The 14202-nt window shown below is 40.6% G+C and carries 15 protein-coding genes; 6 read left to right on the forward strand and 9 right to left on the reverse strand.

Annotated features, from left to right (window positions below):
- Positions 1 to 653: 653 nt before the first annotated feature.
- From NSS82_RS32485 to NSS82_RS32510, 6 genes are all read right to left on the reverse strand, one after another.
- Complete coding sequence (locus NSS82_RS32485) at positions 654 to 803, reverse strand: hypothetical protein (RefSeq protein ID WP_340953101.1); 150 nt, start codon at positions 801 to 803, stop codon at positions 654 to 656.
- A gap of 310 nt (positions 804 to 1113) precedes the next feature.
- Positions 1114 to 2172: a hypothetical protein gene (locus NSS82_RS32490; RefSeq protein ID WP_076138943.1), complete on the reverse strand. Its 1059-nt coding sequence runs from the start codon at positions 2170 to 2172 to the stop codon at positions 1114 to 1116.
- Between the two features lie 791 nt (positions 2173 to 2963).
- On the reverse strand, positions 2964 to 3134 hold the full coding sequence (locus NSS82_RS32495) for an aspartyl-phosphate phosphatase Spo0E family protein (RefSeq protein WP_340953099.1): 171 nt from the start codon (positions 3132 to 3134) through the stop codon (positions 2964 to 2966).
- A gap of 234 nt (positions 3135 to 3368) precedes the next feature.
- Positions 3369 to 4067 (reverse strand): SprT-like domain-containing protein, encoded by a 699-nt coding sequence (locus NSS82_RS32500; RefSeq protein WP_340953096.1) that lies wholly within the window; start codon positions 4065 to 4067, stop codon positions 3369 to 3371.
- Positions 4068 to 4989: 922 nt separating this feature from the next.
- Entirely contained in the window at positions 4990 to 5415 is a 426-nt protein-coding gene (locus tag NSS82_RS32505; RefSeq protein ID WP_340953090.1) for a hypothetical protein, read from the reverse strand.
- On the reverse strand, positions 5412 to 6632 hold the full coding sequence (locus NSS82_RS32510) for a ParM/StbA family protein (protein WP_340953088.1): 1221 nt from the start codon (positions 6630 to 6632) through the stop codon (positions 5412 to 5414). The genes NSS82_RS32505 and NSS82_RS32510 overlap by 4 nt, the downstream gene beginning before the upstream one ends.
- A gap of 549 nt (positions 6633 to 7181) precedes the next feature.
- On the opposite strand from NSS82_RS32510, the gene NSS82_RS32515 reads away from it, so the two are divergent.
- Positions 7182 to 7529, forward strand: a complete 348-nt coding sequence (locus NSS82_RS32515) for a hypothetical protein (protein ID WP_340953085.1) — start codon at positions 7182 to 7184, stop codon at positions 7527 to 7529.
- A 19-nt stretch (positions 7530 to 7548) separates the two neighbouring features.
- On the forward strand, positions 7549 to 7755 hold the full coding sequence (locus NSS82_RS32520) for a hypothetical protein (protein ID WP_340953084.1): 207 nt from the start codon (positions 7549 to 7551) through the stop codon (positions 7753 to 7755).
- Between the two features lies 1 nt (position 7756).
- Here NSS82_RS32520 and NSS82_RS32525 read toward each other — a convergent pair whose 3' ends face one another.
- On the reverse strand, positions 7757 to 8065 hold the full coding sequence (locus tag NSS82_RS32525) for a helix-turn-helix domain-containing protein (protein ID WP_076139094.1): 309 nt from the start codon (positions 8063 to 8065) through the stop codon (positions 7757 to 7759).
- Between the two features lie 209 nt (positions 8066 to 8274).
- Here NSS82_RS32525 and NSS82_RS32530 point away from each other — a divergent pair, with 209 nt between their 5' ends.
- Positions 8275 to 8961: a hypothetical protein gene (locus NSS82_RS32530; RefSeq protein ID WP_340953082.1), complete on the forward strand. Its 687-nt coding sequence runs from the start codon at positions 8275 to 8277 to the stop codon at positions 8959 to 8961.
- A 344-nt stretch (positions 8962 to 9305) separates the two neighbouring features.
- Here NSS82_RS32530 and NSS82_RS32535 read toward each other — a convergent pair whose 3' ends face one another.
- Positions 9306 to 9560, reverse strand: coding sequence for a hypothetical protein (locus NSS82_RS32535; protein ID WP_340953080.1), 255 nt, complete (start codon positions 9558 to 9560; stop codon positions 9306 to 9308).
- Between the two features lie 609 nt (positions 9561 to 10169).
- On the opposite strand from NSS82_RS32535, the gene NSS82_RS32540 reads away from it, so the two are divergent.
- The 3 genes from NSS82_RS32540 (at position 10170) to NSS82_RS32550 (ending at position 11941) form a co-directional block, all read left to right on the forward strand.
- Entirely contained in the window at positions 10170 to 10610 is a 441-nt protein-coding gene (locus tag NSS82_RS32540; RefSeq protein WP_340953077.1) for a JAB domain-containing protein, read from the forward strand.
- A gap of 86 nt (positions 10611 to 10696) precedes the next feature.
- Positions 10697 to 11095, forward strand: a complete 399-nt coding sequence (locus tag NSS82_RS32545) for a hypothetical protein (protein WP_340953073.1) — start codon at positions 10697 to 10699, stop codon at positions 11093 to 11095.
- A gap of 15 nt (positions 11096 to 11110) precedes the next feature.
- Positions 11111 to 11941 (forward strand): hypothetical protein, encoded by an 831-nt coding sequence (locus NSS82_RS32550; protein WP_340953072.1) that lies wholly within the window; start codon positions 11111 to 11113, stop codon positions 11939 to 11941.
- Positions 11942 to 12231: 290 nt separating this feature from the next.
- On the opposite strand, the gene NSS82_RS32555 is transcribed toward NSS82_RS32550, so the two are convergent.
- Entirely contained in the window at positions 12232 to 12531 is a 300-nt protein-coding gene (locus NSS82_RS32555; protein ID WP_076139110.1) for a hypothetical protein, read from the reverse strand.
- Positions 12532 to 14202: the final 1671 nt, after the last annotated feature.

Genomic DNA, 14202 nt, shown 5'->3' on the forward strand with positions numbered 1-14202 from the left:
GAAAGAAGTATCACTTCTTAACTCAATGTCCCTCGTGTAACTGCCTGGTGTCAAAAATTATCATGTTATAAGAATATCACGTATTTCAGCCTGTAACGTACCTAAAAAGTATGATACAAGTATGATTTGAAATATTTAGCTGTAGCAGCATCCAGGAGAGCGTGAGTAGCAGCTGCAGGAGATCCAACGGTGAGCGGTGACAATTAGCCAGGAACAATGCTCAGATCCGGAACCTGCAGACACATAAGTGAGCTGCTGATCGATTCGCCGGCGATACTTGGTCCTGTGCGCTGGACCGCATCCAGGAGAGCGTGAGTAGCCGCTGCAGGAGATCCAGCGGTGAGCGGTGGCACTTAGCCAGGAACAATGCTCAGATCCGGAACCTGCAGACACATAAGTGAGCTGCTGATCGATGCGCCGGCGGTAGCTGGTCCTGTGCGCTGGATCGCATCCAGGAGAGCGTGAGTAGCAGCTGCAGGAGATCTAACGGTGAGCGGTGGCACTTAGCCAGGAACAATGCTCAGATCCGGAACCTGCAGACACATAAGTGAGCTGCTGATCGATGCGCCGGCGGTAGCTGGTCCTGTGCGCTGGACCGCATCCAGGAGAGCGTGAGTAGCCGCTGCAGGGGATCCAGTGGTGAGCGGTAGCAATTAGCCAGGAACAATGCTCAGATCCGGAACCTGCAGACACATAAGTGAGCTGCTGATCGATGCGCCGGCGATAGCTGGTCCTGTGCGCTGGACCGCATCCAGGAGAGCGTGAGTAGCCGCTGCAGGAGATCCAGCGGTGAGCGGTAGCATTTAGCCAGGGCAATGCTCAGATCCGGTTCCTACAGACACATAAGTGAGCTGCTGATCGATGCGCCGGCGATAGCTGGTCCTGTGCGCTGGACCGCATCCAGGAGAGCGTGAGTAGCCGCTGCAGGGGATCCAGTGGTGAGCGGTGGCAATTAGCCAGACCAATGCCCGAATTTGATTCCTGCAGACACTAAGTGAGCTGTTACTGCAGGGATCTACCGGTGAGTTCTAGTTACTCAATCTCTTGTAAAGCAATGAGCACTAAAATAAGCACTGTAAAAATTAACTTTGGCTCAATTAGTAGATTTCGTAATTATCTATTTAATAAACCTTGTTTTACCTTGTAAAGTTTATAAGCTTCTTCATAACATGTAGAAAAATATCCAGTTGGATTGTTTATTTTCAAATGCATAGATACACCACCAGAAACCAAATCAAGATTACAAGATTTCTCGAAGTAGAGTTCACACGCTTTAATAACTATTTCTGGTAAGAGAATATCTTTATGATGGCTGCTTAACATTAGAAAGATAGATTCTATATAACTATCATTCATTGGTATATTATCTGCTACGTAGCAATATTTAGGCACATTAGTACAGAGCACTTCGTATATTCTATTTAAATTATCATCAATGTTATTCAATGGAAGATTCATAGAGGCGGCGATAGCCGACCCATTCAATCTATCATTCAATATTGAATCTGAAGTAGTCTTTGAAGTAATCTCTGGTATTGCTGTTCCAGCAGGGAGGTTCGGAGTTCGATTCTGGAAGTTCGAGTATCCAGATTGACCGTTCGAAATTCCTGTATGGTGATTCGAATCTCCAATTTGGACCTCCGAACTTCCATTTTGGAACTTGCTATCTCCAAAATGGTCTTCCGAACTTCCATTTTGGAACTTCGGGTATGTCATTTGAAAGTTTGTTATATTTAGCGTTCGTTGTAATGATTCGTATCCCTCTAAGTGATAACCTTTTATACTTAGATCAGTCATAATTTGTATTAAATCTACTCTGTATTGAAATGTTTTATCCCAAGAATAATTAGGATTTCTTCTCTCGTAGATCCATCCACCGTCAATCAAATTTTTTATTTTTCTTCTTATGGTTTGAATACTTGCCTTAAGCATTAATTCCTCAGACAATTCTTCTGCTTTTTTATAAAACCAACCATGATCACGTTTTAGATTTGGCTGCAGTCCATTGGTAGACATACGCTCAGTTTCTTCTTGAATTAACTTATCTGCATCTTTGACTCTTTCAGACCAATAAATAAATTGATTTAGTATTAATGCTGACACGTAATCGCCGGTTAAAGCTACCAGTTCCTCTTTAATAACGACCCGTTTTAGTTTCATTGGATTTTGCATAATTACCTCCTGATTATGTAAAATGTGACAGAAAGAGCTTCCTCTTTAAATTGCTATGAGATCGATTGTATATGTGTTCTGGTAGTGGCAAAGGGATTGCAGTCGTTCCTATTATGAATTTTTCATATAGTGTGAAATTGTAAATAGCAACGATCTTAAGCCAGCGCATTCATACGTAGTCCTATAAATCTACTTCTAACGCACACCATGGAAAAAAGGATCCTTTTCATGGTTTAGATGAATTACCCCATTAATAGATGGATTTTAATTGTTTATGAATACAGAAAAAGCCCACGATCTGCCTGTACAAAGACAAATCGAGGGCTTGTAAACACTTGAAAAATAGATGACACTATGGTAAATTAATATATATCAATACCATAAATAAGGTATTAAGAAATACCCCAGGTCATTGTTAAAGCACTGATTCACCGATGTCCAGATCGGTTGATTCGGCACCTAGTATCAGAGCTCCAACTCTTCTACTAGAAGCTTTTTCAATGGCTATTTCTTTGTCAAAAGAACAATTTAAGTTATCCACATTTTAGCACATAAGGTTATAAAAAAGAAGAGAAAAGTTGTTCACAGCCTTGCTCCACACCTATATTTTGTCGGAATTTTGCTTATTTTTTCTAAACATGCACCATAAAAACGCAAGCCCTGATTCTACTAAAAATACCCAACCTAAAACTGGTGTTGTCAAAATTTCCATTCTACTCTCTCCCTTTGTATGTTATTCTGGAGAGGCGTGGTACCGGCAAAGTTTCACGCCTCTTACAAGTCGATTGCTCCTACGCATTCGGCTTTTTTGTTTTATTAATAAGATTGTGTACCTGATCTAATTGCTGTGACTTAGATACGACTACATAAGAATTTAACGCATAAAGATTACTTAGTTCATACATTTCAGATTGAAGTGCCTCAAATTGATCGTAAAGTGATTCAAGTGAAGCCTCGACCATGTAATCACCTCCTTTCTTATTTTATTATACCATCAAAACATCTTTTGTAAATGGTTTTAGGTATAAAAAATAAAAAAAAGCTTTGTATTTAATAAATCATACATACAAAGCTTTTTAAGGTTATATTTATGGCTCTGGATTGTACTGTCTGCTGGTACTTATGTACATGCTCCAACTACTAGAATTTAGCTGCTCATACTCAGTTGTTTATCATAGTGACCTAGAAATATCGACTTATTCTGTTTCAAAATTTTGATTACAATCACCACATAAAATGTTTAAGTCTTTTTTATATGATCTTACTGAAATCCCACATGATGGACAGGTCCATTTAATAGATTTTGAGCCTGACTCATAACCCATATTAGTACTGCTAGAACTGGCTATTTCATCCGTTCTCCCCCCCTCTGCTAAAGCTTTGAAATAACTATATCCATGTCGTGCGATTACGAATATTTCTTTTCTAATCGGCATTTCTCCTATTTTTCGTTTTGCCTCATCTCCAAGTCTCGCATAAGTCCATCCATGTTTAGGATCTGGTTTATCCTCCTTGTATTCAAATCCTAGCTCTAAAACCTTTTGTTTAAAGCGTTTATTATGATATGTACCTTTACGACTGGTATCCTGTATACCTGCGTGAAGGTGGTAGAGATGGACCATTTCATGCAAAACAGTATCCATCGTTTCATAAAAGTCCTGATCCATAAACTCAGCTGATAGATTTAATTCATACATTTGCAATGTCCCATCTTGTGTGCCCCAAACGGGTACTACTGAACACCATCCCATAGAAAGCCTTTGATGCCCGTTTGATTGTATAGTTATAGCTGGTGTAGGTAATATCCCATCAAAATAAGTTTTATTAAACAATTCAAATACGTGATGAAGCTCTTTCGTTATATCACTTAATGTTAAGGATTTTATATCAAACATAGGCTCCTCCTTTTTTTGAGGCATATGCCTCAAAAATATTATTTATAATAGCATATTGATCTATTACTATCAATTTTTTCTTCTGCAGGAACCGGACCTGAGCATTGCCCTGGCTAATTGCTACCGCTCACCGCTGGATCCCCTGTAGCGGCTACTCACGCTCTCCTGGATGCGGTCCAGCGCCCAGGACCAGCTACCGCCGGCGCATCGATCAGCAGCTCACTTATGTGTCTGCAGGTTCCGGATGAGCATTGCCCTGGCTAAGTGCCACCGCTCACCGTTAGATCTCCTGCAGCTGCTACTCACGCTCTCCTGGATGCGATCCAGCGCACAGGACCAGCTACCGCCGGCGCATCGATCAGCAGCTCACTTATGTGTCTGCAGGTTCCGGATCTGAGCATTGTTCCTGGCTAAGTGCCACCGCTCACCGTTAGATCTCCTGCAGCTGCTACTCACGCTCTCCTGGATGCGATCCAGCGCACAGGACCAGCTACCGCCGGCGCATCGATCAGCAGCTCACTTATGTGTCTGCAGGTTCCGGATCTGAGCATTGTTCCTGGCTAAGTGCCACCGCTCACCGTTAGATCTCCTGCAGCTGCTACTCACGCTCTCCTGGATGCGGTCCAGCGCCCAGGACCAGCTACCGCCGGCGCATCGATCAGCAGCTCACTTATGTGTCTGCAGGTTCCGGATCTGAGCATTGCCCTGCCTAATTGCTAACGCTTACAATAAGATCCCTTGCAGCTGCTACTCACGCTCTCCTGGATGCGGTCCAGCGCCCAGGACCAAATACCGCCGGCGCATCGATCAGCAGCTCACTTATGTATCTGCAGGTTCCGGATTTTTGTTTTCTTACGCTCTTCCAAAAAAAAAAAACCTAATTAAGTGGCTTTTGAGGCCAAATAATTAGGTTTCCACTTGTTTAAAGTCGTGAGGGATCTATAGTTGAGTAAAAGTTATCTTTCTCTGAGTTTACGTCCTTTTTTGCTTCAATGCTAGTCACAGCAGAACTTGTATCTTGGTTCTTTTCATCACTAATTTCTGGATCTACGCTTAACTCTGTAGAAGAATTTGAAATCGATAATTTATTTTTCAATTCATCCATAACAGCAATGATATTTTCAAAATCTTTGGAATATGGCTCTAAAAACATTGTTTTTTGAATGTCAATATCCGTAATATCTCTATATCCAAAGCGATCAATCATATGTCTAACCAACGTTGTGAGTGAAATTTGAATGTTTCCTTGTGCATTAACCCATTTATTTAGAGACTGGAAATCATTGAGTTTATTAATACGCCAGGACACAAGATCTCGTTTACTGACCTCTTTATTATCCTCGTTCACGACTTAACAACCTCCGAAGGAAAAAACACTCTATCATGAAGTATTGATAAACCTTCAAGATTCATATCTACCGCATACTCTGCAGGAATCCAAAGTACAAAGCAATGCACTTCCTCTGCGAAAGCGACTAGATCGGAATAAAGTTCCGATTCAAATGTTATACTACCGCCTCCAAGCACCATAAAGTACTCAATGTCCCCACCTATTACTATGTAACGTTCTTTAATAATCTCTAAAATATTCTGCGCCTCTACATACTTAGCATCATCCATAAATGCTATAGCAGAATCATGTAAATTATCATCAGTATTTAACAACAAATCATCAAATCGCTGTCTATTAATTTGTAGATGACCTCCGAGATTACTTGATAGCGCTTTAGCTGCCTCTTCTGCTGCATGACCCACCCCACGCTGTACACCGGTACAGTTATCTATAACAGGATTAGCACCATGAAGATGAATTAATTCCGTTGTTCCAGAACCTATGTCAGTTAATAAGCCTTTTTTCTGTGCAATTTCAACTTGAGTTAAGTTCGCAATATGTTCTCTGCCCTTTTTCCCTTTATACTCCTTTACTAATTTATCCAGTATTCCAGGGACTTTATTTTCCTTGGGGGTCGGTGCTTCCCTCAATGCATATATTGCAGGTACGCCCTCTTGAGTTATTTTAACGGAAATATAGTTAATTGTAACAGTTACTAAAGAGGTTCCAATATATACAATCACTACATGCGAAGACTTTCCGTCTCCGTTATTAGTAAATCTTTTTTCCATCATTGAAGCAGTTGCTGGTTTCCATTCAGAGGCAGGGATTGCTCCTGTCATTTTTGCTTCAATTGATAAGGTTACGGGCAATTTGGCATGTTCTTCGTAGTATTCAGTAATTGCTGCGGCTGCTGTCATTGAGAGATTCATAATTACTGGTATGTCATGCTTATGCTTTTCACCAATTCGTATATTCATATTTTCGGTTTTAGCAATATTTAGATTCGCACGTTTACCTACACTAAAAAATCCCGATCTCTTTAATGCAGGACTTGTAATATTCACGGTTAATTCATCAAATAGATTAGCCATATGTTTTTCAAGATTACCTTCTGCAATAGCTGGTTGTTCAGTAAGCCGTTTTATCGTAGATGGCTGTACCAGTTTTTTACCATTGTAATACATCTTGTTAGTAGAGTTTCCAAAATCATTTTTAATATTAGCAACCATTTCACAATCACCTCATTTTTAATTTTTAAATCCTTTCAATTCAAAATGAATTGTATTTGAATTTAATTTGAACACGAAAATGATTCTTCTTTACAAATATATACCAAATCTTAAAAGTAAGCAAGTATTTTAAATTCATTTTCAATTCAATTTGAGTTCAATATTGAGATGAATATAATTAAAATTAGCTATTCTGTTAAATATTCTTCATTTATAATTCAATATGAATTCATTTATTCGTATTACTTTTATAAGTTTTTACCACTAATAGACTACAAAAAATATAGTCGCACTTATTTTCATATTGCATAATTCCCCTCTCAAAAAAGGAACTTTATACCTACAAACAGAGTTAAACCACCCCTTATATTACTTTTAAAGATAACATTCGTCATAATTTATTATTATTTTTAGTAAGTTTTCCATTGCTATCATTGGTTTTATATGGCAATATAACTATTGAAGTTTCATCTAAGCCTATCTAAGTTCATCTATTAAGGTATTTATCAAGCCAGTTTTATCTTACAACATTAAATATGGAGGGAAATAATGGATCACACAAAACTAAAAGGCATCGGAGATTCAAGTTCTATCACAATCCCTAAAAACTATATTGATTACATCTCAGGTGACACAAAAGCAGTTAATGAATATCACTTGTCTCTGATTAACGAAGCGATTGGAAATCGAAAATTAATACACCTTGTTATGACTGGTATATCACTAGTCGAGAATTTAAAAAGAGGGACTGATTTAATCTCTGTAACACACTGTATTAATCAGGAAAATTACAAAGCTCGGGTAGCAGGATATTTAGAAATAAAAAAAAGTGACCAATTACAAATGAATGCTGGGACAATCGCCCACTTGCTAACATCAGTGTTAAATCGAAATTAATACTTAGGAGGTTTTTTTTATGATGAATTGCGGAAATTGTAGCCATTGGAACTGGTGTTCAAAAACAGATGGGAAAATCGAAGAAAGTGAGACAGTTTGCAGTTTCTCACCTTCTAGATTCACTGGAAAAATAATAGAAGATCAGTCGGAAGAAGAGATTGACAAAAATTTAATTTCATTTGACGGATTAATGGGAATTATTCGGAGAATCGAAGCTAAAGGTTAAACTATTTTTTCTTTGACATAAGTTTCATAAGTGATAACAAATGTTCTTGATCAGTTGGAGTCAACTGTCTAAATAAAGTCAGCATGTTAATCTCAGCTGCTGTAGGGGTCAAATCAGAAAAAAATATGTCCCAAAAATCAATACCCACGGCATCTGCCCAACGTTGCAAAGCTGATGTTGTTGGAGCACGCTTATTATTTTCCCAATCCGATAAAGTTCCAACTGATATTCCTGAACGCTCAAATATTTTTTGTTGTGTGAGATTTCTATTTTTACGAATTGCTCTTAATCGTTCACCTATGTATTGCAATAGAGATCCTCCTACAAAATAAGCTGAGAATACGAATTTTAGTTATTTGTAATACATATCTTCTCAAAAAAAGTAATAATGGAACACTGTTATATAGGTAACTTACTATTTTTAGTAATATTTATTATCACACTTACTTATTTAGATAAGTTTGAGATATGTATTTTTGATATCCATATTAAATCTGTCTATCACGGAAGGAGAAATTAATGCGAAGCGTGCAGATTACTAAAACTAACATCAGTTCGTTACCACTTGACTGGATTTATATACGCTATCAAAGACTTCAAAAAAGTTGTTTGAAATCAGAGGGAGAAACTCACTCTGATGAATTAGATCTAATTAGAGAGTACTTTGATTTGAATGGCTACGCTGCGATTTTTGGAATAACTAATAAATCAGATGCTGATCAAATGGAATTGGAAATTCCAACTGCCTCACGATCTCAATATGTCCCTATTATAGAAAATCGTTTACGTGAGCATTATCGATTAACACAAAGAAAACATAATCTTGAACAGCAGCTGACCGACATTTTAGGTGCCTTTTATGTTCTTGATTTACCTAAAATGACTGCTACATATGGAAATATCAGTGGCGTTTCAGCAAGGGGGGGAGTATCTTCTCCAATTGAAGATGCAGTAATGAGACCATTTTCTAGAGCTGAAAAAATCAAGGAAGAATTAATGAATGTTGAAGATCGTTTATATGATATGGCTCATGCTCTTAGTGAGTTAACTGAGCCACAGCTTTCTTTGGTAAGTGCGAAATATTTAGTTAGACGCGAACCAAAAGATGATCAATTAATGAGTGTTTTAGGGTTTGGAAGACAAAAATATTATGAGATTAAAAAAACATCACTAATTAGAATTGCACAAGAACTATCAGTTATATAGTAATTTCCAGTTAAATGGAGGTGGACAAATAATGTACTTTAACAAAGGAGCTTCTTACATAATCAATTATGGAACCTTCGAGAAACTTTCAAAATTCATACTAAGCGAGAATGGAAATAATCATTTTGTTGATGAAAACGGAGAATTTATTATATCCGACAATTTTTTACTTAAGAAAAAAATCATTGTATCTTCAGCGTTAAAACATTAATAGCCATTGGGGTTCATTACAGAACCCACTCAAAAACACTATATGAGATATCAGATAAGAGATTTAGTCGATACCTCATATAGTGTTTTTTTGCTGCGTAATAGAGTGTAGCTATTTGAACCATACACCCGATCTAAGAGAGTGTGAGCTGCTGTAGATTCCGGATCGATTCGCCGGCGGTAGCTAGTAGCATCCAGGAGAGCGTGAGCTGCAGGGGATCCAGCGTTAAGCTGCAGCATTTAGCCAGGGCAATGCTCAGATCCGGATCCTGTAGACACATAAGTGAGCTGCTGATCGATGCGCCGGCGATACCTGGTCCTGTGCGCTGGATCGCATCCAGGAGAGCATGAGTAGCAGCTGCAAGAGATCCAGCGGTGAGCGGTGGCACTTAGCCAGGGCAATGCTCAGATCCGGATCCTGTAGACACTTAAGTGAGCTGCTGATCGATGCGCCGGCGATACCTGGTCCTGTGCGCTGGATCGCATCCAGGAGAGCATGAGTAGCAGCTGCAAGAGATCCAGCGGTGAGCGGTGGCACTTAGCCAGGGCAATGCTCATCCGGAACCTGCAGACACTTAAGTGAGCTGCTGATCGATGCGCCGGCGGTAGCTGGTCCTGGGCGCTGGACCGCATCCAGGAGAGCGTGAGTAGCAGCTGCAAGGGATCTTATTGTAAGCGTTAGCAATTAGGCAGGGCAATGCTCAGATCCGGAACCTGCAGACACATAAGTGAGCTGCTGATCGATGCGCCGGCGGTAGCTGGTCCTGGGCGCTGGACCGCATCCAGGAGAGCGTGAGTAGCAGCTGCAGGAGATCCAGCGGTGAGCGGTAGCATTTAGCCAGCCAACGCTAAAATCCAGAATCTGCAGAAAGTTAGGTGAGCAGCTGAAGACTCCGGATCGATACAATGATTTTAATTTACTATGTAATTAAACACTTGATTTTTAATGTCTTGATGGTATAATTAAATCAAGAAACAATTAGAAAAGGGGATATAAAATGGAATGCATTATCGAAATCACAAGAATTACTCAACAAATTGATAAAACAAACTTACCACTCATACGTGTTTGCTCACCTATTGATGCAGTTGAGATCACAAACAAATACATAGTTGACGAAGATAGAGAGGTTCTTCTAATTATGGTTCTTGACACTAAAAACCAAATTATTGCTATCCATCGTTGTCATATGGGATCCTTAAGCGCATCAATCGCTCATCCAAGAGAAATATTCAAGGCTGCAATCTTAAATAATGCTGCAAGTATAATCATAGCTCACAACCACCCTAGCGGCATTGTAACCCCATCTGAAGAAGATATAAAGTTAACACAACGTGTAGCAGAGTGCGGTGAAATAATGGGCATTGAACTTTTAGACCATTTAATAGTAGGGTGGCAAGAAGGCTATTATTCTTTTAAATCCTCTGGTTTATTATAAAGCTGTAAAAGCTATCGGCTTTATAGCCGGTGGCTTTTACTCTAAAATATTATTCGGATAAATTAAAAAATGGAGGTTGAATACTAATGGAGAAATTCACTGATTATTCACATAAAAACCAATACAGATTAATAAAAGCACAACTACCCGCAGGAAAACGAAATGATTGCAATCTACTTCCGGTAGTTTACCTGATGGCAGGAAATGAAGAATTTAGAAACAAGGTAACTCACTTTATAAATTGGAATGAAGGAGAAATTGACTGGAGTAATCTGTTAAATTCAAATGACGATATTGAAGAACTAACAATTTTGATTAAACTATCTGCAGAACTATATAGTCATAAGCAAATGATTTCAATTTATGATTTAATAAATAAGCTAGATAAAAATAATTTTTCTATGGTATTAATGTTGCTGCAAAATATTAAAGAAGGATTCCATTTTAATACCTATGAAATAGATAATCTGGATTCTTATATATAGAAAGGTTGTTTATAATTGATTAAAAAATATGGACTCGCGTTAGATAGTGTTCAATTAGATGAATTTAGAAAGTTAGTCCCAGAAAAAATAAGACGAAAAAGCTTAGAATCATTCATATTGAATGACTATAAATTTTCTCCTTCAAATTCCAACTCCCTTGATGATGAAGATAATGAGATAGATAAAAAACGGGGAAGAGGCAGACCAGCAAAAAAAAACAGCGAGAATTCAATTGCCACGAATATGGCTCTAAGTATCGAAGCAATAACTATTATAGATGACTTAGTTACTAATCTTAAAAATAAAGGCGTTTCGGCAAACCGTTCATCTGTGATGAGAGATGTTATATCCAATTTCAACATTTTCTATAAAGACAAAAGGGACCTTTTCACTTCTCCATCAGAAAGAAAACCAAATACCTTTTATCTGGAAAAAGGTACTCATGAATTTTTAAAAAAATGGACTAAATCAAGAAATCTTAATTATGTAATCGAACAGTTTATTTTAAGCTCCGACTTCACACCATCCTCTATCACTGACGAGGATATAAGTTTTTTGAGAAAGACACCTGAACAAGTAGAACCAATACGAATTAGTATTAGTGAAACAGCCTATTCAGTAATTGATGATATTTTAAGTTCTCTTGATCCTGGGATAACAAGAACCTCAATAATGCGTTTAGTAGTTCAAAGAATAATCCAATTAGATCAAGGAGTAGCTTTACCTAAACTATTAGCTAAGAAGAAACTTGATGCCGCAATAATTAACTATGAAAATATTGTGGGTGTTGACAAAACCCAAGAACTAATTTCAGATTACTTAAACAAAAATTATGATACGGACTAATTCATAAAAGCTAATCATGAAGTCCACATGTAAAGTGTTCTAATGAGCCAGGGCAACACTCAGATCCGGTTCCTGCAGATATACAGGTTTGCAACTGAAGAAGATTCCGGATCGGTGCGCCGGTGGTGTTTGATCCTGGGCGCTTGCAGCATCCAGGAGAGTATGAGCTGCTGCTGTTATGGATTTACGCCCGATTTATGAAAATTCATACCAAAGCCTGGGATTTAAATCGGGCTTTTTTTTGCATCTCCTTACCTAACCTTTTAATTTTTTTATGCATAAATCCCCCACTAATATAACAACCAATAATCCGCACTACTCGGTATATTCTTAACCTTTTGTACCTCATCTGGATCTCGGTGGGATGGATTATCTCTTTCCCAACCTGATATAATGCATGCCCTTTCAGGCGGTGTATGTGGGTTCCACTCAATATAGTTTTCTTTCGCTAATTCTTCTAATCCGTTTCTGATATCGACGGGCATACGACCACTTAATCGCTCCAACTCAGGCAATGATGGCAGACATCCAAAATGTCGTGAGTAATGATTAATGATCAACAATAACTTGCGCGGAGTATCTTCTAACATGTTTAACACCTCTCTAAAATAAGAACATTTGTTTGTATTATATGTGAGCTCTAGATTGTATAGCAAGAGAAATAAACCGTACCTCGTCATAATCAATCAGGTAAATTCCGATTCCGCAACCAGGAGAGCGTGAGCTGCTGCTGCAGGGGATCCAGCGGTAAGCTGCAGCATTTAGCCAGGGCAATGCTCAGATCCGGTTCCTGTAGACAATTAGGTGAGCTGCTGAAGACTCCGGATCGATTCGCCGGCGGTAGCTGGTCCTGGGCGCTGGACCGCATCCAGGAGAGCGTGAGTAACAGCTGCAGGGGATCCAGCGGTGAGCGGTAGCATTTAGCCAGGGCAATGCTCATCCGGAACCTGCAGACACTTAAGTGAGCTGCTGAAGACTCCGGATTGATTCGCCGGCGGTAGCTGGTCCTGGGCGCTGGACCGCATCCAGGAGAGCGTGAGTAGCAGCTGCAGGGGATCCAGCGGTAAGCTGCAGCATTTAGCCAGGGTAATGCTCATCCGGAACCTGCAGACACATAAGTGAGCTGCTGATCGATTCGCCGGCGGTATTTGGTCCTGGGCGCTGGACCGCATCCAGGAGAGCGTGAGCTGCTGCTGCAGGGGATCCAGCGGTAAGCTGCAGCATTTAGCCAGGGTAATGCTCATCCGGAACCTGCAGACACATAAGTGAGCTGCTGATCGATTCGCCGGCGGTAGCTGGTCCTGGGCGCTGGACCGCAACCAGGAGAGCGTGAGCTGCTGCTGCAGGGGATCCAGCGGTGAGCGGTAGCATTTAGCCAGGGCAATGCTCATCCGGAACCTGTAGACAATTAGGTAAGCAGCTGAAGACTCCGGATCGATTCGCCGGCGGTATTTGGTCCTGGGCGCTGGACCGCATCCAGGAGAGCGTGAGTAGCAGCTGCAGGGGATCCAGCGGTGAGCGGTAGCATTTAGCCAGGGCAATGCTCATCCGGAACCTGTAGACAATTAGGTAAGCAGCTGAAGACTCCGGATTGATTCGCCGGCGGTATTTGGTCCTGGGCGCTGGACCGCATCCAGGAGAGCGTGAGTAACAGCTGCAGGGGATCCAGCGGTAAGCTGCAGCATTTAGCCAGGGTAATGCTCATCCGGAACCTGCAGACACATAAGTGAGCTGCTGATCGATTCGCCGGCGGTAGCTGGTCCTGGGCGCTGGACCGCAACCAGGAGAGCGTGAGCTGCTGCTGCAGGGGATCCAGCGGTGAGCGGTAGCATTTAGCCAGGGCAATGCTCATCCGGAACCTGTAGACAATTAGGTAAGCAGCTGAAGACTCCGGATTGATTCGCCGGCGGTATTTGGTCCTGGGCGCTGGACCGCATCCAGGAGAGCGTGAGTAACAGCTGCAGGGGATCCAGCGGTAAGCTGCAGCATTTAGCCAGGGTAATGCTCATCCGGAACCTGCAGACACATAAGTGAGCTGCTGATCGATTCGCCGGCGGTAGCTGGTCCTGGGCGCTGGACCGCAACCAGGAGAGCGTGAGCTGCTGCTGCAGGGGATCCAGCGGTGAGCGGTAGCATTTAGCCAGGGCAATGCTCATCCGGAACCTGTAGACAATTAGGTAAGCAGCTGAAGACTCCGGATTGATTCGCCGGCGGTATTTGGTCCTGGGCGCTGGACCGCATCCAGGAGAGCGTGAGTAACA

The organism is Paenibacillus sp. FSL H7-0735, assembly GCF_038008505.1.
GTDB lineage: Bacteria > Bacillota > Bacilli > Paenibacillales > Paenibacillaceae > Paenibacillus_AQ > Paenibacillus_AQ odorifer.

Excerpts from the sequence above, each read along its gene's own strand:
- NSS82_RS32485 (WP_340953101.1), bottom strand. The coding sequence starts at position 803 with ATGCTACCGCTCACCGCTGGATCTCCTGCAGCGGCTACTCACGCTCTC.
- NSS82_RS32490 (WP_076138943.1), bottom strand. The coding sequence starts at position 2,172 with ATGCAAAATCCAATGAAACTAAAACGGGTCGTTATTAAAGAGGAACTG.
- NSS82_RS32495 (WP_340953099.1), bottom strand. The coding sequence starts at position 3,134 with ATGGTCGAGGCTTCACTTGAATCACTTTACGATCAATTTGAGGCACTT.
- NSS82_RS32500 (WP_340953096.1), bottom strand. The coding sequence starts at position 4,067 with ATGTTTGATATAAAATCCTTAACATTAAGTGATATAACGAAAGAGCTT.
- NSS82_RS32510 (WP_340953088.1), bottom strand. The coding sequence starts at position 6,632 with ATGGTTGCTAATATTAAAAATGATTTTGGAAACTCTACTAACAAGATG.
- NSS82_RS32515 (WP_340953085.1), top strand. The coding sequence starts at position 7,182 with ATGGATCACACAAAACTAAAAGGCATCGGAGATTCAAGTTCTATCACA.
- NSS82_RS32520 (WP_340953084.1), top strand. The coding sequence starts at position 7,549 with ATGATGAATTGCGGAAATTGTAGCCATTGGAACTGGTGTTCAAAAACA.
- NSS82_RS32530 (WP_340953082.1), top strand. The coding sequence starts at position 8,275 with ATGCGAAGCGTGCAGATTACTAAAACTAACATCAGTTCGTTACCACTT.
- NSS82_RS32540 (WP_340953077.1), top strand. The coding sequence starts at position 10,170 with ATGGAATGCATTATCGAAATCACAAGAATTACTCAACAAATTGATAAA.
- NSS82_RS32545 (WP_340953073.1), top strand. The coding sequence starts at position 10,697 with ATGGAGAAATTCACTGATTATTCACATAAAAACCAATACAGATTAATA.
- NSS82_RS32555 (WP_076139110.1), bottom strand. The coding sequence starts at position 12,531 with ATGTTAGAAGATACTCCGCGCAAGTTATTGTTGATCATTAATCATTAC.